Annotated in this window: 2 protein-coding genes and 1 pseudogene; 1 reads left to right on the top strand and 2 read right to left on the bottom strand. The window is 76.5% G+C overall.

The genetic code is table 11. The features are described 5' to 3' along the window. Window positions 1-181, bottom strand: a pseudogene (locus tag DVA66_RS20640) (DUF3515 domain-containing protein); the annotation flags it as partial. A 26-nt stretch (window positions 182-207) separates the two neighbouring features. Then, window positions 208-444: an Lrp/AsnC family transcriptional regulator gene (locus DVA66_RS20635; RefSeq protein ID WP_114561594.1), complete on the bottom strand. Its 237-nt coding sequence runs from the start codon at window positions 442-444 to the stop codon at window positions 208-210. 151 nt (window positions 445-595) lie between these two features. Between DVA66_RS20635 and DVA66_RS20630 the strand changes: the two genes are divergently transcribed. Further along, window positions 596-1,047: thiamine-phosphate kinase (locus DVA66_RS20630; RefSeq protein ID WP_232822108.1), on the top strand; the 452-nt coding region annotated here is incomplete at its 3' end.

Genomic DNA, 1,047 nt, shown 5'->3' with positions numbered 1-1,047 from the left:
CGGCGACGTCGCGGGCCGGCTGGCCCACCACCCGCTCGGGCAGGTCGGCGACCAGGGCGGAGCACACCGCGGCGGCCTCCGGGTCGGGGGTGGGGACGTCCACCGCCACCTCGGCGGTGCAGCCGGCCAGGGCGAGCACCGCACCGGTCAGCCCGGCCAGCGCGCGCACCGCCGACGCCATCCGGGGGCCCGGGGTGTCCGCGGCGCTCAGAGGTGCACCACCGGGCAGGTCACGGTGCGGGTGATCCCGTCGATGCCCTGCACCCCGCTCACCACCAGGCGTCCGAGGTCGTCCATCGAGGCCACCTCGACCTCCACCACGACGTCGTAGGGACCGGTCACGTCGCGGGCCACCCGGACGCCGTCGAGGCCACGGATCCGCTCGGCGACGGTCGCCGCCTGCCCGACCCCGGTCTGCACCAGCACGTAGGCCTGGACGCTCATGCCGCCCGCCCGTGGACGAGCCCGGGGCCGTACCCCGTGGGTGCGCCTGGGTCAGTGGTGGCCATCGTGCCTGCTCCCGCCGTCTCGGTGCCGTGCTGGCGGCCACGCTACCGTGTGCCACTCCGAGGACCCGTCGACGACCAGGAGCCCGATGACCGACCAGCCGCCCGCCACCCTCGCCGGCCTGGGGGAGTTCGGCGTCGTCGGGCTGATCACCCGCGGGCTCCCGCTCGGCGCGGACGTCCGGGTCGGGCCGGGTGACGACGCCGCCGTGCTGGCCCCGGGCGCGACCGACCTGGTGGTCACCACCGACACGATGGTCGAGGGCGTCCACTTCAAGCGCGACTGGGGCAGCGGGCTGGAGACCGGCCGCAAGGCCGTGGCCGCGGCCGCCGCCGATGTCGAGGCCATGGGCGGCCGCCCGTGGGCGCTGGTGGTCTCGCTGTCCGCGCCGGCCGACCTGCCGGTCACCTGGCTGCGTTTCTTCCGCCAGGGCGTGCTGCAGGAGTGCGAGCTCGCCGGCGCCCAGCTGGTCGGCGGCGACACCACCCGCAGCCGCGACATCGTCGTCGGGGTGACGGTGCTGGGACGTCTGGACGGCCC

Origin of the sequence: Desertihabitans aurantiacus, from assembly GCF_003344635.1 — a bacterium.
Lineage (GTDB): Bacteria > Actinomycetota > Actinomycetes > Propionibacteriales > Propionibacteriaceae > Desertihabitans > Desertihabitans aurantiacus.
The sequence above is the reverse complement of the archived record's forward strand: the minus strand, read 5'-3'. Positions and strand labels throughout refer to the sequence as shown.